A 22,832-nucleotide genomic window follows, 5' to 3' on the forward strand; every position below is an offset into this window, starting at 1 on the left:
GGCGAGCCTTTGCGGCTGACGAGTCTTTTTGTGAAAGCTTCCAAAAAATAATGCAGCGGGGGGCAAGGCGCTATTTTGTCAACTGGCCTGTCTCGGACCTACATTCTCAACGGCCCGCGCACCGCGGGTCATTGCCGCTTAGGAAAACGGGCCTCCAGCCAGCGCATTGAAATGGTTGGCCGGAGGCCCTTTGCGGTTCAATCAGTGCATACCGTCCTCGCACTTGGCCTCGGACTTCTGCAAGCCGCCGATACGGCCGGCGCCGTTTACAGTCGCATGCGGACGGCCGCCATCAGACAGCACAACAGCCATGATGATTTCATCGGCCTTCGGCGCATCGGGGACGCGGACTTCAAAGGAGCCGTAGTGTGTGCGCACAAAAGCGGCATCCTTGTAATGCAGGGAAATGTCGAGCGAAGCGCCGACACCAGCCACCTTCTCATTGGAGGGGATGATGGATTTGCCGCCGCCGATGGCCGCACGGATGGGCTTGCCGGCCTTGGGATGCAGCATCGCGGAAGAATGCTCCAGCTCGCCGTCCGTACCGACAAGGCAGCCTTTGCCGTAGGTTTCCACAGCGTCGGCGCCCAGCAGCTCCGCGCCCTTGCGCGCCAGCAGATCGCCGAGATACTCGCCGTACTCGGTCAACTCGCTTAAATCCTCCTGCCATTTGCCGGCATACGGATTTTTGATGACAGCTGCGACGGAAACGGTCTTGATGGACTTCTTGCCGCCGTTTTCGATGGGCATATCAGCGCCGCCCTCGTAAAATACTTCTTCCAGATTTGTCACGATCTTGCGGATCTTCGGCTCTTTCATGATGAAACACTCCTTTGGTAAAATTTTTATTATATCAAGGATTCTTCCAGTATCTGTTTGGGATCGAACACAGCCGTGCGCCCCTGCACAGTGGCGATACAGGCAAGGAGATTCCCTTTGCCGTATTGAATCTCCGCTTCCTTCATCACCTGGCCAAGGGCCAGTTCCTTTTCAGCCTCGGTCAAGGGGTCCACGCTCACCACAACCTGCTGGTCTGCAATATCGCTGTCGCGGTCAAGTTCCCCCGCTAAAGCCGTATGAACGGCCGGCAGATCGAGATAGGAACGATCCGCCAGCAGGGTCGCCAGCGCGTCTGCTGCGGCGCAGCGGGCTGAAAACACCGTCACGCCGCTGGCAATCCCGGTCGTAAGGCTCCGGCCGCCCAGACCGCTGGTCGCCACGCCGCCCACGCCACTGCGGTTTGTCAGGCAAACTGTCCGGGAGACCGTTCCCGCCGCCAAATCGTATACGACACCCAGCTTCAAGCTTTGTCCATCGGCCAGGCGGACGGCGATATCCCCGCCATTGTTGGCGACGGCCTTTTCCGCGCCCTGAGCCTCCAAATGGTCGGCCACCGCATCGGAAACCGATCCGGCCACCGCCGCCATCGGCGTCAGGAGCGGATCGCCTGTGGCGGCGACCGCCCGGGCCATGACCGCGGGCAGGCCGCAAAGCGCGTCCGGATCGACGCTTTCAGGATAACTGCGCAGCACCGCCAGCACGGGGCGCATCTCTTTAAGACAGCCGTCGATGACTTCAAAGGCGCTGCGGCACAAACCCGTGTCCCCCGCCCCGCCCCGCATGGCGGAAACCACCATGGAAACGGGACCGTAATCAAAGAACACATGTCCGGGTGCGAGCACCCCCATGACCTCATCCTTCATACAGCTTACACGCCCAGTTCCTTGCGCAGCTCCTCCACAGGACGGATGCAGTCCATATGGCCGCCGATCGCCTCATAGTCGGCCTTTGTCATGGTGTATTCCACAGGGGCCACTGTGGCCGGCGTGGGCACCCAGGTAAAGCCGTGGTTGACAACCTTGCCCGCGTCGACAATAAAGTTGATTCCGCCGCCGGGCATGATATAAGCGGGCGCGCCGCCGATGGTAAGGATCGCCTTGCCCTCGTGCACAGCCTTGGTGATAGCCAGCGGCTTTGTGCACACGCCGCCGCGGGCGCTGCCGCCCGTGCCGCCGGTATACATAACACTGGCAAGGGACTCCTCACAGTTGTTCATAATGTCATCCGCCAGAGCGGCAGCTTTCTCGGTCATCGGGATTTCCTTCACATCGCCGTCCGCAAGGACTTCGAACAAGGCGCGAATCTCGCCGGTCGTATTGACCACCAGGATTTGCATCCCGGCCTTGGCGCGGGTCATATCCACGCTCTTGATTGCGTCGCGCGGCGTCTCGATGGTGGTGCCGCCGATCCCCTCGCCGTGCTCGCCGAAATAACGGCCGCGGGAGGATTTGCGGGCGTTCGGTATCACGCCGGACCACTCCATACCGACGTCGGCTCCAGCCAGATGCTCAGTGAAAAGCCCCGTGACATGGTGGTCGATGACGATGACCTCATCCACCGCCTCTTTCATCTTCTTGGCGAACAGTCCCACAGTGGCGCTGCCGCAGCCGATGCGCATTTTTGCTTCCTTCACGCCGTTGATAACGGGAGGCTTGCCAGCCTGAACAATGATCTTTGTTTTCTTGTTGACGGAAAGCTCCACTTCCTCGCCGTTGGCCAGCTCCACTATGGTGCGGGCCACGATGAAGCCGTCCGNGTTCGGTATCACGCCGGACCACTCCATACCGACGTCGGCTCCAGCCAGATGCTCAGTGAAAAGCCCCGTGACATGGTGGTCGATGACGATGACCTCATCCACCGCCTCTTTCATCTTCTTGGCGAACAGTCCCACAGTGGCGCTGCCGCAGCCGATGCGCATTTTTGCTTCCTTCACGCCGTTGATAACGGGAGGCTTGCCAGCCTGAACAATGATCTTTGTTTTCTTGTTGACGGAAAGCTCCACTTCCTCGCCGTTGGCCAGCTCCACTATGGTGCGGGCCACGATGAAGCCGTCCGACACATCAGCCGGCTTGGTGATCGCTCCAAATTTGCAAACACGGGTACAAACGCCGCACTCACAGCACTTTTCAGCGCTGACGACGGCCTTGCGCTCCACCATTTCGATTGCGCCCACCGGACAGTTCTTCGAACAGATGGTGCAGCCCTTACATTTTTCATTTACGATTACCATTGAGCGTCTCCCACTTTCTCATTAGATCGCTTTGGGCTATTGTCAGTCCCGCTTCAGATCACTTTCGCAGCGCGTTTGCAAGGAGGCGTATTGCGGCTCTTGGCGGCCTTGATAACGCCGTCGACCATGATGATGCTCAGGCCCGGAACATCGCCGCATTCAAAAGCCTCGACAGCGGTGTTCGCCACAGACCCCATCGGAGCGTCCATAAATACCAGGTCGGCCTCGCGGCCTACTGCGATGATGCCAGTATTGAGCTTGTCATAAACCTTGGCGGAGTTGCCGGTCGCCATGCAGACGGCAATCTCGCCGGGAATATCGGAAACGGAAGCGACCTGGCAGATGTTGCGCAGGATACCCAGCGGGATAATACCGGTGCCGGAAGGCGCGTCGTTTCCAAAGATAATACGACCCAGCTGACCCTTCTCTTTGGCGCGGCGGGCAACATAGTCGGTGACTTTTGGATTGCCGCACTGGACGATCTCCATCGCGAAATCTGTCTCATCCATGAGCTTATCGACTTCACTAAGCGGAATTGCGGTCGGACCGCCGTTGATATGGGAAATAACGTCCGGCTTTGTAGCCATAACCTGCGCCGCAGTAACAGTGGACGAACCAGGGATCGAGGTGCCGCCCGTATGCATCTGCACCTTCATGCCGTTCTTATGCGCCCACTCGACCATCGGAGCCGCGTCGGCGGGGTCCTTCACGCTGCCAAGTCCGATTTCACCGACTGTCCAGACGCCCTCTTTTGCCAACTCCTCAAAGTCCTTTTCCACAAGGCCTTTCTCCAGAATCAGGCTTCCGCCATGTACCTTTACACCACCGGGCTTGAGAGCCGCAAACGACTTGTGAGCCAGAACAGCCAGCGCCTTGGTTCCCGCGGGATCTTTGGGACGGCCGGGCGTGTGGACCTCGCCGGCGGAAATGATCGTGGTAACGCCGCCGTGCAGCTCACCTTCGATGAAGTTGCTGGCGAACTGACGATGCGCATAATCGCCCAGGCTGGTATGTACATGGGTGTCGAACAATCCAGGCGTAACGGTGGAACCAGCCGCGTCGATGACCTTCTCAGCTTCAACGCCGTTCGCAACTTCCGCACCGCCGATGGCCGCAATTTTGCCGTCGGCGACGACAATCGTGTCGCCCTTCAAAATGGGATTGTCGATATCACCGCTGAGAATGGTACCGATGTTTTTGATAACGATGGAACTCATAGCAAAAACCCCTTTCTGTTTTATCCGGTCTGTAGCTTATTTGTAACCCTTGCAGGGAGATCGGTCACGCTGGAATGTAGCGGGCGCCTGTTTTTTTAAACAGGCGCCCGGCTCAAATCATATGTATGCCGCCGTCCGGGATGCGGCGCTGTCAATCAGACGAGTTTGTAATCGCCTTCCTGAATCCAACCCTTTTTCCGCATAAATTCGGAGATGACAAACGACAGGATAGCGGGAAGTACGAAGCAGATCAGAAGCATTCCAATCCAGTCCATGGCGCCAGGCGCGATGGCTGTCATACCCATTTCAACCGCCTTTTCACTCGGCGTCAGCCATCCGGTGACAACGCCGATCGGTCCCACCAGACCGCAGGTGCCCATACCAGCGGAGACAGAGGCTCCGTTCATGGTCAGGCCGAACACACAGGTCGCAATAGGCCCGGTGATTGCAGCCGCGAGCGTTGGCGGCAGCCACAGAATCGGTTTTTTAAGCAGGTTGGGAACCAGCAGCATGGAGGTGCCCAGACCGATAGCAGTCAAACCGCCCATTTTGTTCTCGCGGTAAGTGCAGACGGCAAATCCGACCATCTGCGCGCAGCAACCGGCGACAGCCGCGCCGCCCGCAAGGCCCACGATGCCAAGAGCCGCGCAGATTGCGGCCGAGCTGATGGGGAGCGTAAGGACGATGCCCATGAGGACGGACACCAAAACGCCCATGAGGAAAGGCTGCTGATTAGTAGCCCACATGATGACATCGCCAAGGATAACAGCGATTTCGCCGATCGGCGGCGCCAAAAACTTCGCAAGCAAAACGCCTACAAGGATGGTGACTGTGGGGGTAACGATCAGATCAACCGGCGTGCGCTTGGAAACCAGCTTGCCGCAAAGGATGGCCACCAAACTTATAGCATAAACAGCCAGCGGTCCGCCGCCGCCGCCCAAAGCATTCGCCGCAAAGCCTACGGTTGCAAGGGAATAGAGCACATATGGGGGACAGCTCATCGCGTAGCCGATGGCCAAAGCCATGGCCGCGCCCTGCACCGACGTGGTGTATCCGGCGACCTCCAGGAGAAAGGCCCCGACGCTGCCGGGGATAAATCCGCCGACGGTTTTGATGATGGTGCCGATCAACAGAGAGGCGAACAAGCCGTGAGCCATGCCGCCCAGCCCCTGAATGGCAATACGGTTAAAGGAGAACTCGATGTTTTGTTCCTTAAAGTACTTTTTGATACCGGTCAGTTCCTGTGCGTTGTTTTCCATTTGCATAGATTTCCTCCTCAATTCATAATCTGTGTCTGGTGCGCAATGCATAGGGAATATTGCCCGGCCGTTCCCCCTCAGCCGGTTATCTATACCACACGCCGAAACCGGCATATGGTATAATCAACTTTATCATTGATTTTTATCTCAATTATATTATAATAATATCAAACGGACTTGTTTGCTATTTTTGCTTCTTGCAGTTAATTACCACAATAAACCGATCAGAATTTAGCAAAATTTCATTAAATTATTTTTTTAACATCTATATAATACCATATTGGTCACGCTATTTCAAATACAATAATGTTTTGTAAAACGCCTCATTATACATTTTTTATATATTGATATACTCAATAATACCAAAAACGCCAGGGTTATTTTTATGCAATAATACCAATATCCAAAACTACAGAGGAGTTTTTGTGCGATGACACTAAAACAATTGGAGTACTTTCTGGAGATCGCGCGGCTGGGCAACGTCACCCGTGCCGCCCAAAGCCTGAATATTTCCCAACCGCCTCTCAGCCTTCAGCTCAAGTCGCTGGAGGACGAGCTTGGCACGCCTCTTTTCCGGCGTGACAAGCGGCATCTCGAGATCACTCCCGCCGGGAAGCTTCTCCAGGAACGTGCTCAGGCGATCCTGGCCCTTCTTGACGAAACCACCGGCGACATCCACGCCCTGTCAACCGAAAAACAGATCACCCTGCGCATCGCCACCATCGGTTCGGTGAACAACCGCCTGTTGCCCAACCTCATCTCCCGTTTTTCCCGGGATTATTTTTATGTCAACTTCCGTGTTATCGAAGGCAGGACCGAGCATGTCCTGGAGCATGTGACAACCGGCAATGTAGATTTCGGATTCGTCCGTGAACCCTTTAACATGTCCCATTTTCGTTCGGTCCTGATTCATGATCCAGCCTTGACGCCAGGTCAGTCCGACCATTTCGTCGCCATTGCGCAGCCCCAATTTTATGACGCCTATTATGAAGGTGACTCCCGCAACACCATCGATATTGACGAACTTAAAGACAAGCCTCTGATTATTCATCAGCGTTACCGCGAAATGCTCCTTGGAGCCTGCCGCAAACGCGGCTTTAATCCATATATCATCTGTGAAAACGATGAAATCCATTCCTCCCTGAGCTGGGCGCGGGCGGGAATCGGCATCGCCATTGCTCCATACACCTCAGCCATCCTCAGCATTGATCCAGGCCTGGTGATCCGCCGCCTGACATTTACAGCCTTCATCCCCTGGGTGCGTCTGGTATGGAATCCGTTCTGCCAGCTTTCCAACGAGGCCCTTGCCTTTATGAATATGATTTGACAGGTGCTCTCATTCCAGCCAGGCTGATAAAATTTTGCAGTCTCTGAATAAAGCCGCTTGCCCGGTCAAGAATTCTTTCAACGAACAGTTGGGAGGATTTTCTATGAAACGCTTTCACACAACACGATTTGATTGTGCTGTTTTGCTCGGCATCGTTCTTTCCGTCATACTCGCCAATCTCTCCGTATTTGGCCGGGAATGCGCACAGGTGCGCGGCGACGTGGTCCGTTTACATATCCTTGCGAATTCCGACAGCGGCTATGACCAGAGCCTGAAGCTGCGCGTGCGCGACCGGATTCTCGCACAGGTCGGCGGCGTTTTCAGCGCGCAGCAGTCGCAGGCCGACGCCAAGGCGGTCGCGGTTGCCAGTTTACCGGAAATCGAAGCTGCCGCGCGCGCGGCGCTTATTGAAGCCGGCTGCGACGTGCCGGTGCATGCAGAAGTTTGCAGCATGTATTTCACAACGCGGCAATATGACAATCTGTCCCTGCCCGCCGGCGTTTACGACGCGGTTCGCGTGACCATCGGCGCGGGTGCCGGGCACAATTGGTGGTGCGTCATGTATCCGCCGATCTGCCTGCCAGCGGCCGAACCTCCCGAATCGGCCGCGCTTACTGAAATTGAAGCGTTAAACAACGAACCTCTTTTCAAGCCGAAGCTCGCCGTTGTTGAATTGTTTGAACGCTTTTTCCCCTCGGAGTCCATCACTGAAAATCAGGGATAAAGCTTCATACGCCATAACGTGCGGCAAAAATATGCAATCCGGCGCGTGAAATTTTTGCACATCACTTTTGACTGCGGGAAAAGCGCACATCATTTTGTATAATAAAACCCCGGGCCTGGGCCCGGGGTTTTATACTTCTATCAGAACCGTTCGCAGGCGGCTCAGATTTTTTCCACGATCTGTTTTGTATCGCGCGCAATTAAAAGCTCCTCGTTGGTTGGTATCACCCAGGTTTCCACACGGCTGTGCGGCGCAGAAATATTCTGCTCACGACCCTGCGACTCTCTGTTGATGACCTCATCAATATTGATACCCAGAAAGGCCATTCCTGCGCAGACGCGCTTACGGACATGGTGGTCGTTCTCACCAATGCCGCCTGTAAAGACGACGGCGTCGATCCCGCCCATCGCGGCGGCATAGCTGCCCACGAATTTTTTGATCTGATACGAAAGCATATCGACCGTCAACTGTGCGCGGGAATCGCCCTTGTCAGCGGCGCGGGTAACGTCGCGGTTGTCGCTTGAGATACCGGACAGGCCGAGCAATCCGGATTTTTTGTTGAGCATATCGCTCATTTCCTTCATGGACAGGCCCTCCTTGTCAGCCAGATAGGTGACAATTGAAGCGTCGATGCTGCCGGAGCGCGTTCCCATGATGAAGCCGTCGAGCGGTGTAAAGCCCATACTCGTGTCGATACAGATCCCGTTTTTGATCGCGCACAGCGATCCGCCGTTGCCCAGGTGACAGATGATGACGCGGCTGCCGGTGCGGCTGATATCGGAAATTTCAAAGAGACGGTTGCTGACATAGCGGTGACTCGTCCCGTGGAATCCATAGCGGCGCACATGGTATTTCTCATAATACTCGTAGGGAATACCAAACATATACGCCTTTTCCGGCATCGTCTGATGGAACGCCGTATCAAACACCGCAACCTGCGGTACATGCTCGCCAAACACATCGCGGCATGCTTTGATCGAGAGGACGGCGGCCGGGTTATGCAACGGTGCAAGATCGCACAGGCTCTCGATTTTGCCGAGCACATCGCCGGTGATCAAAACAGATTCTGTAAAAGATTCGCCGCCGTGAACGACGCGCTGTCCGATTGCGCCGATTTCGCCGATATTTTCCAGCGCGCGCCCCTCGCCCTCAATCAGATTCCGGACCAGCTCGCGCAGCGCCTCCGTATGCGTCGGGAATGCTATTTCACTGGTGCGCTTGACACCATCCGGGCCGGTGTGCGAAATCGCACCGTCTATGCCGATGCGTTCACAATTGCCCTTGGCGAGCACTTTTTCACCATCCATATCGATTAGCTGATACTTCAAGGACGAGCTTCCCGCGTTGATAACCAGTACCTTCATGCATGTAACTCCTTTTCTTTGTTCGCGCGCCCGTTTCTCCGCCAAGTGGGGCAGGCCGCTCTTTTTCAAGCTCTCTTTTTACAACGTAAACTTGACAGGACTCTATACAGTTATATATTATTACAATATCACACAAATTACAAGCATGGATTTTATGTGGTTTTGTTAAAAAACTATCATTTGTTCCACGCTATGGAAAGGTTCGATCATATGGAAAAAATGGTGGTCGCGGGTATTGTGGCTGAATACAACCCCTTTCATAATGGGCACGCCTATCAGATCGAAGCGACCCGTGCAGCCGGCGCGACGCATATTGCCGCCGTACTGAGCGGCAATTTTGTCCAGCGCGGCGGTCCGGCGTGCACGCCAAAATCTGTCCGAGCAAACGCAGCGATTGCCTGCGGTGCGGACCTTGTGCTCGAACTGCCTTTGCCCTACGCGATGGCCACGGCCGAACGGTTTGCCGCCGGCGCCGTCGGCCTGCTCGGCGCGCTCGGCTGCGTGGATGTCATTTCTTTTGGGAGCGAATGCGGCGATCTCGCATTGCTGTCCAAAGCAGCCGAAGCAGTCTGCTCCCCCTACTGCGACGATTACACAAAAAATCTGCTTGAAAGCGGCGTCACCTATGCGCGCGCCAGGCAAAAGGCCGTGGAACAGCTATACGGGCAGAGTGTCGCGGAAGTTTTATCCTCCCCAAACAACACGCTGGCCGTAGAATACCTGCGCCAGATCGCCCTGCAAAAGCTGCGCATTGCGCCGTTCACAGTGACGCGCGGCGGCGCGCGCCACGACAGCGACAAAGCGGATGGAAAAACGGCCTCCGCCGCTCTGCTGCGCAATCTGCTTGACCTGGAGGGCATCGAATCGGTCGCGCCGTATGTCCCCGCGCCCGCCCTGCAAATCTACCGGGCCGCGGCTGCCGCCGGGTGGATGCCGTTCGTTTCGCACAGCCTCAATGCCGCCGTGCTCGCCCGTCTGCGTATGATGGAGAAGGACGCGTTTTCCCGCCTGCCGGACGTTTCAGGCGAGGGTCTTGGCAACCGCCTTTACGACGCGGTCCGTGCGTCCGTCTCACTCGACGACCTGCTTGCGCGCGTCAAGACAAAGCGCTATACGCTCGCCCGTATCCGCAGGCTCGTCTGGCACGCGTTTCTCGGCACGGACGCTTCGCTCATGCGTTTGCCGCCGCCATATATCCGCGTGCTCGCGTTTAACCGGCGCGGCATGGAGCTGCTTTCCGCCGCGGATAAAACGGCCAGCCTTCCGATCTCGCATTCGCTCGCAAAGCTGGAGGCACACAGCGACGTCTGCGCACGCTTCGCCCAGCTCGAAGCGTGCGCCGCGGATCTTTATACACTCGGCCTGCCCAGAGTGTTGCCGTGCGGCTCCGATTATATACAGAAAATATCGGTGCACGGATAACTGATTTCGAAACAACGCCATACGCGGCGCGTCAGAAATATAAAGGCCAATACCTGCCGAAGAGGAGCTTCTTTGCAGGCTGCACAGTATAAAAAGAGCAAGGCAAACCAGCGCGGTCCGCCTTGCTCTTTCCTTCTTTATATGGCCTTGTCTTGAAAGCCCGCTTTCCGCCGCGCGGTAAGCATCCTCAATTTCCAGACAGCTCAGCCGCCCGCGTCCAAGCTGCGGCGCGTATACGCATACCGCGCGACTAAAAATGAGACGGCCAGCACTGCAAGCCCCGCCGCCCAAAGGACCAGTACCATGCCGCGCGGCAATCGCCATAAATCCCCGCTTTGGGCGATCTGCCGGCCGAAAAGCGCCGCGCCAAGGAACAAAGCGCAAAACAGCGCCAGAAACCATCTCTGCGCGCAGACCGCGCCAAGCGTATAGAAAAGTGCCAGCATCACGGACGCCAGCAGCGCGCCTGCAAAAAATCCAACGGCCATACCGGCATCCGTTCCAAGCCGGTTCAAGGCGTGCGGCAGCAGGGGCGCTGCGGCTCCGTTGATAAGACGCATGATCCCGCACAAAGCCAGCAGGGACGCGCCAGTGAACAGGTACCGCGCGCAGACGATCTGCGCACGCGTTACCGGCAGCGTACAGACGGCGGCGCTTACCGCGCCATCGTCCGCAACAGCGGTACAGGAAACCACCCAAGCGCCCATCAAAAAACCGATAACCGCCAGAATGTCCGACATTGAAAAGAGCGCCGTCTCAAGCAGGATCGCCGCCGCGCCTGTCGGCGCGGCGCGAAGGCTGCGCAGATCGAACGCCAGCAGACGTGCGATGTTTCTCATTTAAATCCCTCCTTAACGCCGGAGATTCTTCGTTTTCCAAACAGTCCCCAACTTATGCGGCGATCTCTTTGCGATTATAAAGCGCCTGCGCGACAAGGTAGGAGAATAGCAACAGAGCAGCGCCCACTGCTGCGGGCGCGCCTGTGAGCGGCAGGCCGGAAACACGAATTTCAAGCAATTCTCCAACGATGCCAGAGAGCGCAAAGATCACAACATACATCAACAGAATCGCAAACCGCGCCTTTACCGCGCCAAAGTACAGGATCAGCGGCTGTGTAACAGACACAAACACCGCGCCCATCAAAAACAGCAGCGAAGCCGATTGCACGGCGTCCGCTCTGGCCAGCACCGCGCCAATCAGGCAGATTGCCGCGAGCGCCAGCAGGTCGTATAAATAATAGGCGCGCACGATCTGGCGGCGCGTGATCGGCAGCGCGTGCAGCAGATAAGCGCCGTGACTCTGGTCGTCATATGCCGGCGCCATATAGATCAATAGATACAGGAACACGACAAAGACCGCCGATATTCCCGATGTATATCCAATCACGCAGACGAGTATGACCACGATCAAAATCATTTCCGCCCCGCAATTGAACAACTTTAAAAGGTTCATCCGGATGACCGCCAGAATATCAGACATTGTGCATAACTCCTTCCTTACGTGTATATGCCATGAACAGATCCTCAATGGTTGGTTTTTCATAAACGGCCTCGTTGCCGAACAGCGCGAACACCGCAGCTTCATCCTCACACAATGCGCGAAATCCAAAATCAGACTCCTCAACGCCGTGCAAAAGTTCGCGCGCCTGCCCTGTCAGCAGCTCGCGCCGCCCTTTGACCATGCGCCGCGTATCGATCAGACGATCCTTTTCTCCCTCCAGCAGCAGTCTGCCGCCATGCAGAAAAATCAGATAGTCGGCAATTTTGTCAAGATCTGAGGTGATATGCGTTGAAAAAAACACGCTTACGCCCTCCCGCTCCATCTCCTCGGCAAGCAGGTCCAATACCTCCTGCCGCACCAAAGGGTCGAGGTTCGCTGTCGGTTCATCCATTAACAGCAGCTTTGGCCTGCGGCACAGTGCGACAGCCAGAGCGAACTGCTTCTGCTTACCCTTGGACAGGGATTTAAACTTTTGATCCGGCTTCAATCCAAACCGTTCCATATACCTCGCGAGCGCCGCATCGTCCCACCGGGGATAAAATGGCCGCATCATTGAAGCAAGCGCGCGCAGACGCGCGTTCGCCAAAAATCCGCTTTCCTCCCCGACATAACCGATTTCACGCCGCACCGTTTCGCCGTCGGCACGCGCATCCAGTCCGAACACCTGGACCGTCCCTTGGTCGGGACGCAGCATATCCATCAACAGCTTGATCGTTGTTGTTTTACCCGCGCCATTTTCTCCAACAAAGCCGGTGATATATCCCTCCCGCACGCAAAGCGACGGCAAGGAAAGCTGAAAACCGCTTTTATGGAAACGCTTTTCCAAATCCTTTATTTCAATCACATTGCCATTCATGGCTGCTCCCCCTCATAAAGTGTTTTTGTAATCTCCCACAGCTCATCCGCCGTCAACCCGATCGCGCGCGCCGCATCCACAGCTTCGCTTAACCGCTGCTCAATCTGACTTAATGCAACTTCGCGCAGGCGTTCCCGGTTGGCCAGGGAAACAAATGTCCCTTTGCCCGGTGTCGTCGAAAGAAATCCCTCCGCCTCCAGATCGTCATACGCGCGTTTGGTCGTAATCACACTGACCTTTAATTCCCGCGCCAAATGCCGGATTGACGGCATCGGTTCCCCCTGGCCAAGCCGGCCGGCCAGGATTTCGTTTTTGATTTGTTCCTCGATTTGCTCATACAGCGGACGCGGCGAGGAGTTAGAAATGATGATATCCAGATGATCGCCCCCGTTCTTAACTGTATATTTATTATATATACAGTTAAGAACAATGTCAAGCGTTTTCGATTGGAAAAATCCGTTTATTTCCGCGGCGCTCCTTGGCGCATGTGGGCCGTCCCATCCTGCGCGCTTTGATTCCTGCCCGTGCCGCCGCAGGCGGCATATGGCCATTTTGCTATGTTTTTGCATAACAAAAAAGAAGCGCAGGCCCAGCCTGTGCTTCTTCACTGCTCTATGCTGTTCTTATAAATCCATGCTTCGCGATGCGTGCTCCGGCAGCGGCGTGCTGTTGACAATATTGTCAAACAGGGCGCTTTGCTCCTCATAATTGCCGACGCTCTGCGCGTCATGATTGACCGTGGGGGAATCTGCGCGGCGCAAAAGCAGATACATACGCGGCAGACCCTCCAGGCCCAAAGCATTCACAAACGGCTTGTCCGCCAAGGCATAGCGGTCCTGCCCGATCACAGCAGGATCGCCCGGATAACGCGCGGATAAATCCTCAAAAAGCGCCTCTCCGCCGATCTGCGAATAGACGTAATCGTCCACTATAAACAGATCTGATTCTCCATCGCGGATCGTTGTCAATAATGCCGTCAACGGCGATTTACCGGTCATATCTCCGGCTGCGGGGAATTCGTAAACGTCGAGCGAAATCACACCTTCGCTTTTCTCCTGATATCCGGACAGTTGCGATTTCAGCGCCTCGCGCTGCTCAACGGACACATATCCGCGCACAGCGACCACGACCGTGTTGACGCCGTCGTCCCGCCCTTCGGAAAAATAATACGCGAGCGCCAGCACGACCGCCACGACCAACGCAACGACAAAAATGCCCATGCGCCGTTTGTGCACGATGCGGGCGTCACGGTTCTTGCTGCTGTCGATGGCCGATCGCCTCCTTTCGCAGAACCTTCCTGATTATCTTGCTTGACTGCCGGGCAATTTATTCGCGGATAGGCTTCATTGTCGGGAACAAAAGCACATCGCGGATCGACGCGCTGTTTGTCAGCAGCATCACGAGACGGTCGACACCAATGCCGAGTCCGCCGGTTGGCGGCATACCGTATTCAAGCGCCGTCAAAAAGTCCTCGTCAATGTCATTGGCCTCGTCGTCGCCCGCGGCCTTGAGCTCTGCCTGATGCTCAAAGCGGCCGCGTTGATCGATCGGGTCGTTCAGCTCACTGAACGCATTCGCGTGCTCACGTCCAAGGATAAACAACTCGAACCGCTCCGTATACTCCGGTTCCTCCGGCTTGCGCTTGGACAGCGGTGAGATATCGACCGGATGGTCGGTGATAAAAACAGGCTGTATCAAATGCTTCTCACAATACTCCTCAAAGAACAGGCTGAGAATATCGCCTTTTCCATGGCGTTGTTCATATTCAATGTGATGCTCTTTCGCAATAGCGCGCGCCTGCTCCAGCGTCTCAATCTGTGCAAAGTCAACGCCGCTGTATTTTTTAACCGCCTCGCGCATCGAAAGACGCTCAAACGGTTTATCCAGGTCGATTTCCACATCGCCATACACAATCTTACCCGTGCCAAGTACAGCATGTGCGCAGTGGCGCACCAAGCCCTCCGTGATATCCATCATCCCATGGTAATCAGTATACGCCTCATATAGCTCGAGCAGCGTAAATTCAGGATTGTGACGCGTATCAATTCCCTCATTGCGGAAAACACGGCCGATTTCATACACCTTGTCAAAACCGCCGACAATCAACCGTTTGAGATGCAGCTCCAGAGCGATACGCATATACATATCAATATCGAGCGCATTATGATGCGTGATAAACGGACGCGCCGCCGCGCCGCCGGCAATCGCATGCAGCACGGGGGTCTCAACCTCAATGTAGCCTTTCCCCTCCAAAAAGCTGCGGATCGCCGTAATGATCTTTGAGCGCTTTACAAACGTGTCCTTAACCTCGGGATTGACAATCAAATCGACATACCGCTGGCGATAGCGCAGCTCCGTATCTTTTAAGCCATGCCATTTCTCCGGCAAAGGCAGCAGCGATTTTGACAGCAATGTGATTTCATGCGCCTTAATGGAAATTTCGCCCTTCTGTGTACGGAATACTTCACCGCGGATACCGACAATATCGCCGATATCCCATTTTTTAAAATCGGCATATGGCTCGTCGCCGATCTCGTCGCGGCGGACATAGCTCTGAATGCGGCCGGATGCATCACGCACATCGATAAACGACGCCTTGCCCATAATGCGCCGGCTCATCATACGCCCTGCAATCGACACCTCATTTCCTTCATAATCGTCAAATGCATCGATAACCGGCTGTGCATATGCCGTGCGCGTATAAGAGGTTGTCAGAAACGGGTCCTTCCCCTCGTTTTTCAGTGCTTCAAGCTTGTCACGGCGGATTTGGAGCACTTCGGACAGCTTCTGCTGTTCCTCCTCTGCGGTCAGTTCCGCCCCGGTCTGATTTTGATTTTCCTGCATGTTCTAACACATCCTTTTTGTTGCCGGGCGCCGCCGCGCCCGCGTATCGCCCTGGCCATAACCCGGTATAATAACCGCTTTGCGGTTATTATACCACAGCGGCAAGCCCTTTCGGGCTTGGCTGCCGCAAAGCGGCAGCTAAACCAGCAGAGCTGGTTTTGGCTGTGGTGTAACATGCGCAGCCCGCTGTTTTGCAGCGGTAGCCGCCAGATGGCGGCTGCAAACGGCGCAGCCGTTTGCACTGCGCATATTATACCATGTCCGCGAAGCGGCATGGTATAATCGGCCATTGGGGCGGCAGCGGGCTGCGCCCGCGTATCGCCCTGGCCATAACCCGGTATAATAACCGCTTTGCGGTTATTATACCATGTCCGCGAAGCGGCATGGTATAATCGCCCATCAAAAGGCGGTTGCCGCGCAAGCGGCGAGCCGTTGGGCATAATCTGGTATAATAACCGCTTTGCGGTTATTATACCAAAAAAACCGGACTCTGCATAGTCCCCTTGCTTCTGTCCGCCTGCACCCCTGCCAGAGGCGCGGCCATCACCACTACGATATAGAAAAAAAGGGGGAACGTCCCCCTTTTTCCATATCCCGATGTTTCAGGACCCTTCAGCAGTTTTAAAGGCCGATCTCAAGAATCTTCAGCTTCAGCACCGCGGCGGGCGCATGGATTTCAACAACGTCGCCCACCTTGTGTCCGATCAAACCCTTGCCGACAGGCGACTCGTCGGATATGGACTCCAGATCGTTATGCGACTCCACTGAGCTGGCAATCGTATACACCATTTCTTCATCATAATCCATATCCAGAATTTTTACACGGCTACCAACGGAAACAACATCCGTTGAAATTTGGTCGCGTTCAATAATCTTGACATTCTTGAGCTGATCCTCCAGCTTCTTGATACGCGCCTCCACAACGGCCTGCTCATTTTTGGCCTCGTCATATTCGCTGTTTTCCGAGAGATCCCCGAAGCCGCGTGCGACGCGGATCTTCTCCGAAATTTCGCCGCGCGTTACGCTTTTAAGCTCGTTAAGCTCCTTTTTAAGCGCATCGTAACCTTCCTGTGTCATTAAAAGTTGTGTTGCCATTCCCATATACCCCTTTTCAGACCATCCACTTTTAGGGCCTGTTTATTTTCATTCCATGCCGCCGTACGGCAAAAGCGTCCCGCAAAGCCGGCAAATAAGAATGATTCACGAAACAGGCGCCGATTATACGCCGACGGGCGCGTCTTTTCCGCGCCCGTCCTCCGCAATGACTAGTATTATAGTCAAAAGGTTTAATAATGTCAAGTGGATAAACCATAAATTTATCATATCTTACCAGCGACCGCCCGTCCGTTTTTAAAGCATCATATGCGGCAGCGGCGTCAACTATTCCACATCCATAAACAGGCGCGGCAACTTTGCCGCGCCTGTCGTCCAATCGAAGTCTATGAACTGTCAGCCTGTCTGCGAAGATGTATCCGCCTCGCTGGACGTATCCTGTGAATCGCTCTCCTCTGAGGAAACATCCTCTGAACTTTCCTCTCCAGAGGACGCTTCTTCTGAGCTGTTTTCCTCCTCCGGCGCCTCGCTGCTTTCCTCCGAATCGGACGCGCTTTCGCCCGGTTCAGAGGACGACGCGTTTTCCGAACCGCTGTTATCCAATAAGTCCTCGTCTGTGATCTCAATTGTCGCATTGATCGCATTCATTGAAACCTGAACGGACTCGATCGCCTTTTTCAGCTGCGTATCAAATGCAGGATCGCTGCCCTTCTGACCTTCTTCAGATAAACGCACCTCAAAATCGGGCTGCACGCCCTCACCGTCAAAGCTTGGGCTATAGGGCGGATTGTAGCGCGCAGTTGTGATCTCAATTGCGCTTCCATCCGTCAGCGGAAATATCTCCTGCATGGTCCCCTTGCCGGCCGTTTTGACGCCGACAATCTGTCCTTTGCCATAATCGCGGATTGCAACGGCGAACAGTTCCGCTTCACCGGATGTTTTCTCATCAACAAGCACAGCCATCGGCAGATCAACAGAACGCTCGTCCGACGAGGCAAGCAGTGTCGTTTCCCCATTTTTATCAGTTGACGAAACGAGCGGGCCGCCCGGCAAAAGCTTGTCTAATATCTGCGTCACCGAATAAAGCGTCCCCGTATTGACACCGCGCACATCGAAAATAAACGCCTGCGCCCCGTCGCTGATCATCTGATCAACCTGTTTTGTAAACTGCTCAGGCGTAACGTCATTGAACTCCTTAATAACAACAAGCGCGATCGCCCCATCAAGCATTGTGCTGTTGACGGACGGCGTCTCGACGAATCGGCGGGTCAGATCACTGATCAGCGTCTCCTCAACGCCACGCCGAACCAATAGGTTCATCTTTGTACCGGCTTCGCCATACAGCATCGCGGCCGCCTCGCGGTAATTATCGGTCGTAACATCCGTATCATCGATGCGCGTGATCAAATCTCCCGCCTGAATACCAGCGGCCTGCGCGGGCGAATCGGGGTATACTTCATCAACCATAATATAGCCGTCGTCATTCATATGGGTCTCTATGCCGATCTGGACATACCGGTTGCTGTAATCCTGCTTTTGGCGCGCATAGGCAGCCGTGTCATAATAGCGTGCATACGCATCGCCGCTGCCCTCCAGATAACCGGCGGCCAAAGCGTCGCGCAGGGCGCTTTCCGTGATGGTCCCGATATAATTCTGGCGTACATAGTCGTCCACCTCAGCGAGCTTATCATACATCTTTTCACGCTCAACAAGGTTATGCGTCTTATCGTTGAAATTTCGTTCGGCCATAATCCAGGTGATGGAAAAGGTCGCTGCCGCGATGATCGCCATAAAGGCAACAGCCGCTCCAAGCGATATCTTTTTGCTCATGCCATGTCTCCTTTCGTGCTGAAAGAGAACCGCTGCGGTCCTCATCGGCGCGGTTGTCCGCATCCGATAAAACGAAAAGCGGGGCCGCGGCCCCGTCCATTCGCAGAATGCCCGGCAACAGGCCGGTCAGCCCGTAAAGCTGTCCGGATTGATCGCTTGGCCGTCCTTGCGGATTTCAAAATGGATATGCGGCCCGGTCGACCATCCTGTGGAACCAACCTCGCCGATCTTCTCGCCCTGTGCCACCGTCTGCCCAACCGTTACACTGAGCGCGCTCATATGGGCATACAGCGTTTGGATGCCGCCGCCGTGGTCAATAATGACATATTTTCCATAACCATAACCCGGCGTGACGGCGGTATTGGCCACCTTGACCGTCCCGGCGTTTGCCGCCAAAACCGGAGAGCCATAAGCGCCGCCGCCAGAAATATCAATTCCCGTATGGAAATCGCTGCCGCCAAAGCGGGGGCCATATTCACAGGTACGCTGGAACAACGTCGCAGACGGCCATTGCATACCGCCGCCAATATATTTTGTCTGCTTGGAAGTTTCGTTGATCTTCGCAATCAATGCGGATATTTCAGCCTGCACCTGCTTCATCTCGGCAGCCTTCTGCGCCTTATTCGCAAGGTACTCCTGCTCCATCGCCGCCATGTCCTGAATGCGCGCGTTAGCCGTCGCCATCTGCGCGTCCAGCTCGACTCTTTTTTCTTCCTGTACCTTCTTGTCCGCTTCAATACCAGCCTTATCCGATTCTATATCGGCCTTGATCTCTCCAAGCTCCTTGAGCTGCGTACGAAGCTTTGCAAGCAGGTCCTGATCGTGCTGTGCAACACGCGTCACAACCTCTGTACGCGTAAGCATCTGGGAAAAATCGTCTGCACCGAGCACAAGTCCAAGCGTGCTTGCCTGCGGCTGCATACACATCGCACGGAACCGCTCCTGAAACAGCGCATAGTTTTCATCGATGTCCTTTTGCTTGGCCTTCATCTCCGTTTCCTTTTCGGCGATGCGTTCCTCAAGCACGGCAATACGCTCGTCAAGCGTGTCGATCTGTGCGATCGTCGTATTGATCTGCCCGTCGATCTGCTGCTTGATCGCCACCTGCCTCTGTTTTTCGTCCTGAACGCTGTTGATCTGCGACTGGATCGCGTTGTTTTGCTCCTGTAGCTTCTTATAGCGGTCGTTCAGCTCGTCAAGCATGTCCTGAAGCTCATCCGACTCATCGTCCCCGCCGTCGGAACCGAGCAGCACACTGTCATACTCCTCGCCGTCGTCGGCGCGCACCAAAACCGAAATCGTCGGCGCGATCAGCATACCGGCCATTAAAATAGCCATTGCCCATGCGAAAATCCGTTTTCCTCTGGAATTCAACGCAAAACCTCCCTCGCAGTCTACGGCCGATTAAAACCGAATCATTTCCAACGTTTAAGTTCAGACAGCTGCTATACCTTCAGATACCTGTTTACAAAGAACATGCTCCCGAACACGCCGATACCGATGCCGCCGCCCGCGAACCACGCGAACATTTTCAGGGCGACGTCCTCAAACGCAAGCGTGCTGCCAATCACGCTGCGGATCAGCGTCGCGGGGCTGTCCGCGATCGTCTGGAGGACATAGTTGTATCCGATCCACAGCAGTCCGAACGCAATCAACGCCGACAGAAGCCCGAGCAAAAAGCCCTCCACAAAAAAGGGCAGGCGGATAAATGAATCTGTCGCGCCGACGTATTTCATTATATTGATTTCCTTGCGGCGGTTAAAAACCGTCACCTTGATCGTATTTGCGATGATCACAAGCGATACAACGATCAGAATCGCGACGATGAACAGGCCGCTCACCGATACGGCGCGTTTGATACTGGTAAACGCCTCCGCCACAGAATCGGGAGCAAGGATTTTATCGATGCCTTCGATCTCCTCAATCTGCATGACGGTGCCCGTTAATAGCGACAGGTCCTTAATATTGACGCGGTAGGAATTAAACAAAGGGTTCTGATCGCCTTCAAGCCCGGATATCAGGGAGGCCAGTTCCTGGGACTGCGCCTTCTGCTCCTCGAGCAGCTCGTCCTTTGAAACATACGTCTTGTTATAAATATTGTCGATCATATCAAGCTGCGCGCCGATATCCTCGATCCGCGCCTCATCGAGGTCGTCGCTGAGGATGATATCGACCTCATTTTGCTGTTCAGCATAGCCGACGATTTGATTGACGTTCATTGAAAACAAAAGCGAGCTTCCGATCAGCAGCATACACGCCACCAGCGTGCCGATCGAAGCAAATGACATCAGCCTGTTTGCATAGACGCTTTTTGCACCTTCCTTGATGAGGTACCCGAAACTGCTTCCCCTCATTCGACGTAGTACCCCCTGTTCCTGTCGTCCGAAATGACGGTCCCTTCATCGATGGTGATGACGCGGTGGTCAAATTCGTTGACAAGCGTGTGCTCATGCGTCACCATAACAATGGTGGTGCCGCACTTGTTGATCTCACTGAGCAAATCGACAATCTCGAAGGAAAGGTCCGGATCGATATTGCCGGTCGGCTCATCCGCGATGATCAGCGGAGGATTATTGACAAGCGCACGCGCAAGCGCGACGCGCTGCTGCTCGCCGCCGGAAAGATGTTCCGGCAGGCTCTTTGCCTTGTGAGAAAGGCCAACCAGACCCAATATGTAGGGAACACGGCTGCGGATCTCCTTGCCGGAGACGTTTGTCACCCGCAGCGCAAAGGCAACGTTGTCATAGACATTCATAGTCGGGATCAGCCTGAAATCCTGGAATACAACGCCAAGCGTCCTGCGGTAATACGGCACCTTGCGCCGCTTCATGCGCACAAGGTTCTGGCCGTTGACGTAAACCTCGCCGGATGACGGCTTTTCCTCACGCATCATCAGCTTGATAAACGTGCTTTTCCCTGCGCCCGACGGGCCGACAACGAATACAAACTCCCCTCTGTCAACGCTCAGACTAAAATTGTTGAGCGCATGCGTCCCCGTGTTTTTATATACCTTGGAGACATTGACAAACTCGATCACTGGTACACCGCCTTTGAAAAAGCCTGTTTCGGGACAGGCTCTGTTTGTGCGCGCCCGATCAATATTTAACCGGATTCGCCGTCAGGTATTTTTTGACCATCAGCGCGACCTTGAAAATAATCGCATGATCAAATTCACGCAGATCCAGCCCAGTCAGCTTTTTGATCTTCTCCAGGCGGTAGACGAGCGTATTTCTGTGGACAAACAGCTTTCGCGACGTCTCGGAAACGTTCAGGTTGTTTTCAAAAAACTTCTGGATCGTGAACAGCGTCTCATGGTCAAGGCTCTCGATCGAGCCTTTGCGGAACACCTCGCGCAGGAACATATCGCACAGCGTCGTCGGAAGCTGGTAAATCAGACGCGCGATCCCCAGGTTGTCGTAGCTGACAATCGCCTTTTCCGTGTCGAATACCTTGCCGACCTCCAGAGCGATCTGCGCCTCCTTGAAGCTGTGCGCCAGATCCTTTACGCCGACAACCGACGTGCCGATGCCAACGACAACCTTTGTGTAAAACTCGCTGCCGAGCGTGTCGACAATTGAACGCGCCAGCTTTTCAAGATCCTTGCTCTCAATGCCCGGCTTTGTCTCCTTAACGAGTACGATGTCGCTTTCCGAGATGTTAAAGACAAAGTCCTTCTGTTTATCCGGAAACAGGTTCTGAATAACGTCGAAAGCGGAGATATCGTTTGACGCCACAATGCGGATTAACAGCACGACACGCGTCGCATCCGTGTTGAAGTGCAGCTCGCGCGCCTTGACATAGATGTCCCCCGGCAAAATATTGTCGAGGATGACGTTCTTGATGAAATTGTTGCGGTCATATTTTTCGTCGTAATACTGCTTGATCGACGAAAGCGAGATTGCAAGCAGGTTGCAGTATTTTGCGGCAGGCTCGTCAACGCCTTCGACAAATACGGCAAACTCCGGTTTCATTTTGCTGCCAAATGGCTTATACGTATAGCCGTCGCGGACAAATACCTCGTTCGCGTCACCGGCGTCGAGCGTAAAAAAGTCGCTTGTCTCGCCGATTTTGGTCAGATCGCTGCACGAAATGATCGTTGCGCTGTCGTCCACAACGCCGATCACACGGTCGATACAATCGCGCATCTGGTGAACGATCCCCTGAAAAAGCCTGTTTGACACTTCAATCCCCTCTTTACTTGTAATTCGGTGGTCTTGCCAAACGAAAAAGCGGGTTCTTCCCTGCTGGCAGCGCACAGATCCCACATCGCGAATATCCTTAAAAGCCAGTGGAATCATGTGGATTTTGAATGATTACAAGCCATCACGAGTATTTTACAACAAATTTGTATATTTTGCAACACAAA

The 22,832-nt window shown here is 54.7% G+C and carries 21 protein-coding genes; 3 read left to right on the top strand and 18 right to left on the bottom strand.

Annotation, left to right across the window (positions count from 1 at the left end; all coding sequences use genetic code 11):
* Nucleotides 1-201: 201 nt before the first annotated feature.
* From FMM72_RS10415 to FMM72_RS10435, 5 genes are all read right to left on the bottom strand, one after another.
* A complete protein-coding gene (locus tag FMM72_RS10415; protein WP_024729900.1) occupies nucleotides 202-819 on the bottom strand; it encodes an amino acid synthesis family protein in 618 nt (205 codons plus the stop codon).
* Nucleotides 820-848: 29 nt separating this feature from the next.
* Nucleotides 849-1,703, bottom strand: coding sequence for a hypothetical protein (locus tag FMM72_RS10420; RefSeq protein WP_160210692.1), 855 nt, complete (start codon nucleotides 1,701-1,703; stop codon nucleotides 849-851).
* Between the two features lie 5 nt (nucleotides 1,704-1,708).
* Complete coding sequence (locus FMM72_RS10425; protein ID WP_162221392.1) at nucleotides 1,709-3,070, bottom strand: DUF362 domain-containing protein; 1,362 nt, start codon at nucleotides 3,068-3,070, stop codon at nucleotides 1,709-1,711.
* Nucleotides 3,071-3,123: 53 nt separating this feature from the next.
* Complete coding sequence (locus FMM72_RS10430) at nucleotides 3,124-4,287, bottom strand: amidohydrolase family protein (RefSeq protein WP_162221393.1); 1,164 nt, start codon at nucleotides 4,285-4,287, stop codon at nucleotides 3,124-3,126.
* A 155-nt stretch (nucleotides 4,288-4,442) separates the two neighbouring features.
* On the bottom strand, nucleotides 4,443-5,552 hold the full coding sequence (locus FMM72_RS10435; RefSeq protein ID WP_160210689.1) for a PTS transporter subunit IIC: 1,110 nt from the start codon (nucleotides 5,550-5,552) through the stop codon (nucleotides 4,443-4,445).
* 424 nt (nucleotides 5,553-5,976) lie between these two features.
* Here FMM72_RS10435 and FMM72_RS10440 point away from each other — a divergent pair, with 424 nt between their 5' ends.
* Nucleotides 5,977-6,873: a LysR family transcriptional regulator gene (locus FMM72_RS10440; RefSeq protein WP_160210688.1), complete on the top strand. Its 897-nt coding sequence runs from the start codon at nucleotides 5,977-5,979 to the stop codon at nucleotides 6,871-6,873.
* A gap of 103 nt (nucleotides 6,874-6,976) precedes the next feature.
* Nucleotides 6,977-7,597 (top strand): stage II sporulation protein R, encoded by a 621-nt coding sequence (locus tag FMM72_RS10445; RefSeq protein ID WP_162221394.1) that lies wholly within the window; start codon nucleotides 6,977-6,979, stop codon nucleotides 7,595-7,597.
* Nucleotides 7,598-7,758: 161 nt separating this feature from the next.
* On the opposite strand, the gene FMM72_RS10450 is transcribed toward FMM72_RS10445, so the two are convergent.
* Entirely contained in the window at nucleotides 7,759-8,961 is a 1,203-nt protein-coding gene (locus FMM72_RS10450; protein ID WP_160210686.1) for an acetate/propionate family kinase, read from the bottom strand.
* Nucleotides 8,962-9,171: 210 nt separating this feature from the next.
* On the opposite strand from FMM72_RS10450, the gene FMM72_RS10455 reads away from it, so the two are divergent.
* A complete protein-coding gene (locus FMM72_RS10455) occupies nucleotides 9,172-10,383 on the top strand; it encodes a tRNA(Met) cytidine acetate ligase (protein WP_162221395.1) in 1,212 nt (403 codons plus the stop codon).
* A gap of 203 nt (nucleotides 10,384-10,586) precedes the next feature.
* On the opposite strand, the gene FMM72_RS10460 is transcribed toward FMM72_RS10455, so the two are convergent.
* From FMM72_RS10460 to FMM72_RS10515, 12 genes are all read right to left on the bottom strand, one after another.
* Entirely contained in the window at nucleotides 10,587-11,222 is a 636-nt protein-coding gene (locus FMM72_RS10460; RefSeq protein WP_162221396.1) for an ABC-2 transporter permease, read from the bottom strand.
* Between the two features lie 52 nt (nucleotides 11,223-11,274).
* Entirely contained in the window at nucleotides 11,275-11,862 is a 588-nt protein-coding gene (locus tag FMM72_RS10465; protein WP_160210683.1) for an ABC-2 transporter permease, read from the bottom strand.
* Complete coding sequence (locus FMM72_RS10470) at nucleotides 11,855-12,739, bottom strand: ABC transporter ATP-binding protein (RefSeq protein ID WP_162221397.1); 885 nt, start codon at nucleotides 12,737-12,739, stop codon at nucleotides 11,855-11,857. Before FMM72_RS10470 ends, FMM72_RS10465 begins: the two co-directional genes overlap by 8 nt.
* Nucleotides 12,736-13,116, bottom strand: a complete 381-nt coding sequence (locus FMM72_RS10475; protein WP_160210705.1) for a GntR family transcriptional regulator — start codon at nucleotides 13,114-13,116, stop codon at nucleotides 12,736-12,738. Before FMM72_RS10475 ends, FMM72_RS10470 begins: the two co-directional genes overlap by 4 nt.
* A 246-nt stretch (nucleotides 13,117-13,362) precedes the next feature.
* Nucleotides 13,363-13,974, bottom strand: a complete 612-nt coding sequence (locus tag FMM72_RS10480) for a hypothetical protein (protein ID WP_160210681.1) — start codon at nucleotides 13,972-13,974, stop codon at nucleotides 13,363-13,365.
* Between the two features lie 91 nt (nucleotides 13,975-14,065).
* Nucleotides 14,066-15,583, bottom strand: a complete 1,518-nt coding sequence (gene lysS / locus FMM72_RS10485; RefSeq protein WP_160210680.1) for a lysine--tRNA ligase — start codon at nucleotides 15,581-15,583, stop codon at nucleotides 14,066-14,068.
* Between the two features lie 621 nt (nucleotides 15,584-16,204).
* Complete coding sequence (gene greA, locus FMM72_RS10490; protein ID WP_160210679.1) at nucleotides 16,205-16,678, bottom strand: transcription elongation factor GreA; 474 nt, start codon at nucleotides 16,676-16,678, stop codon at nucleotides 16,205-16,207.
* 354 nt (nucleotides 16,679-17,032) lie between these two features.
* Nucleotides 17,033-18,466 carry a S41 family peptidase gene (locus FMM72_RS10495; protein WP_162221398.1) on the bottom strand — a complete coding sequence of 478 codons (1,434 nt, stop codon included), beginning with the start codon at nucleotides 18,464-18,466 and terminating at the stop codon, nucleotides 17,033-17,035.
* Nucleotides 18,467-18,592: 126 nt separating this feature from the next.
* Nucleotides 18,593-19,840: a murein hydrolase activator EnvC family protein gene (locus FMM72_RS10500; RefSeq protein ID WP_162221399.1), complete on the bottom strand. Its 1,248-nt coding sequence runs from the start codon at nucleotides 19,838-19,840 to the stop codon at nucleotides 18,593-18,595.
* 71 nt (nucleotides 19,841-19,911) lie between these two features.
* Nucleotides 19,912-20,820: a permease-like cell division protein FtsX gene (gene ftsX / locus FMM72_RS10505; RefSeq protein WP_160210676.1), complete on the bottom strand. Its 909-nt coding sequence runs from the start codon at nucleotides 20,818-20,820 to the stop codon at nucleotides 19,912-19,914.
* The gene (gene ftsE / locus FMM72_RS10510) at nucleotides 20,817-21,503 is read right to left on the bottom strand and encodes a cell division ATP-binding protein FtsE (RefSeq protein WP_160210675.1); all 687 of its coding nucleotides are present in this window, start codon (nucleotides 21,501-21,503) and stop codon (nucleotides 20,817-20,819) included. The genes ftsX and ftsE overlap by 4 nt, the downstream gene beginning before the upstream one ends.
* A gap of 58 nt (nucleotides 21,504-21,561) precedes the next feature.
* Complete coding sequence (locus FMM72_RS10515; protein WP_024729778.1) at nucleotides 21,562-22,647, bottom strand: PucR family transcriptional regulator; 1,086 nt, start codon at nucleotides 22,645-22,647, stop codon at nucleotides 21,562-21,564.
* Between the last annotated feature and the right edge of the window lie 185 nt (nucleotides 22,648-22,832).

It is taken from the genome of Anaerotruncus colihominis (assembly GCF_010206195.1).
GTDB lineage: Bacteria > Bacillota > Clostridia > Oscillospirales > Ruminococcaceae > Anaerotruncus > Anaerotruncus colihominis_A.

Excerpts from the sequence above, each read along its gene's own strand:
- FMM72_RS10445 (WP_162221394.1), top strand. The coding sequence starts at position 6,977 with ATGAAACGCTTTCACACAACACGATTTGATTGTGCTGTTTTGCTCGGC.
- FMM72_RS10450 (WP_160210686.1), bottom strand. The coding sequence starts at position 8,961 with ATGAAGGTACTGGTTATCAACGCGGGAAGCTCGTCCTTGAAGTATCAG.
- FMM72_RS10470 (WP_162221397.1), bottom strand. The coding sequence starts at position 12,739 with ATGAATGGCAATGTGATTGAAATAAAGGATTTGGAAAAGCGTTTCCAT.
- FMM72_RS10415 (WP_024729900.1), bottom strand. The coding sequence starts at position 819 with ATGAAAGAGCCGAAGATCCGCAAGATCGTGACAAATCTGGAAGAAGTA.
- FMM72_RS10440 (WP_160210688.1), top strand. The coding sequence starts at position 5,977 with ATGACACTAAAACAATTGGAGTACTTTCTGGAGATCGCGCGGCTGGGC.
- FMM72_RS10455 (WP_162221395.1), top strand. The coding sequence starts at position 9,172 with ATGGAAAAAATGGTGGTCGCGGGTATTGTGGCTGAATACAACCCCTTT.
- FMM72_RS10460 (WP_162221396.1), bottom strand. The coding sequence starts at position 11,222 with ATGAGAAACATCGCACGTCTGCTGGCGTTCGATCTGCGCAGCCTTCGC.
- FMM72_RS10430 (WP_162221393.1), bottom strand. The coding sequence starts at position 4,287 with ATGAGTTCCATCGTTATCAAAAACATCGGTACCATTCTCAGCGGTGAT.
- FMM72_RS10435 (WP_160210689.1), bottom strand. The coding sequence starts at position 5,552 with ATGCAAATGGAAAACAACGCACAGGAACTGACCGGTATCAAAAAGTAC.
- lysS (WP_160210680.1), bottom strand. The coding sequence starts at position 15,583 with ATGCAGGAAAATCAAAATCAGACCGGGGCGGAACTGACCGCAGAGGAG.
- FMM72_RS10495 (WP_162221398.1), bottom strand. The coding sequence starts at position 18,466 with ATGAGCAAAAAGATATCGCTTGGAGCGGCTGTTGCCTTTATGGCGATC.
- greA (WP_160210679.1), bottom strand. The coding sequence starts at position 16,678 with ATGGCAACACAACTTTTAATGACACAGGAAGGTTACGATGCGCTTAAA.
- ftsX (WP_160210676.1), bottom strand. The coding sequence starts at position 20,820 with ATGAGGGGAAGCAGTTTCGGGTACCTCATCAAGGAAGGTGCAAAAAGC.
- FMM72_RS10465 (WP_160210683.1), bottom strand. The coding sequence starts at position 11,862 with ATGTCTGATATTCTGGCGGTCATCCGGATGAACCTTTTAAAGTTGTTC.
- FMM72_RS10420 (WP_160210692.1), bottom strand. The coding sequence starts at position 1,703 with ATGAAGGATGAGGTCATGGGGGTGCTCGCACCCGGACATGTGTTCTTT.